This window comes from Vibrio sp. 378 (assembly GCF_033339435.1).
Map to the genome: position 1 here is coordinate 1 of NZ_JAWOUO010001294.1, position 502 is coordinate 502.

Consider the following 502-nt stretch of genomic DNA (forward strand, 5'->3'; position numbering starts at 1 on the left):
CTGGGTATGCTATTGGCGTTCCTAACACTTGCTGCATCTGTTGGCTTGCTCACTCTGTCTGGTTGGTTTATCTCCGCAGCAGCAGTGGCTGGTTTAACCGTTGCGCGTGAAACCTTCAACTACATGCTGCCAGGTGCTGGCGTGCGCGGTACCGCAATGGCACGAACTGCTGGCCGTTGGGGGGAGCGTGTTGTAAGCCACAATGCGACATTTAAATTACTGACAGACCTGCGTATCTTCTTCTTCAAGAAACTTGCTCCGCTGATCCCAGGCCGAGTGTCAACAATGCGCGATGCTGATCTGCTGAACCGTCTGGTAGCCGATGTGGACGCAATGGATCACGTTTATCTGCGACTTGTCAGCCCCGTTATTATTGGCATCTTTGGCATTCTGAGTTTAACCGCAGTCTTAGCGTTCTTTGACTGGCATCTTGCGCTACTTTTAGGCTCAATTCTTACGATCATGCTGTTGGTGTGGCCAGTGCTTTTTTACAAACTGGGCA

1 pseudogene is annotated in these 502 nt (G+C 51.0%); it reads left to right on the forward strand.

Annotated elements, in window-relative coordinates:
- Positions 1-502, forward strand: a pseudogene (locus R7Q48_RS31645) (cysteine/glutathione ABC transporter ATP-binding protein/permease CydC); the annotation flags it as partial.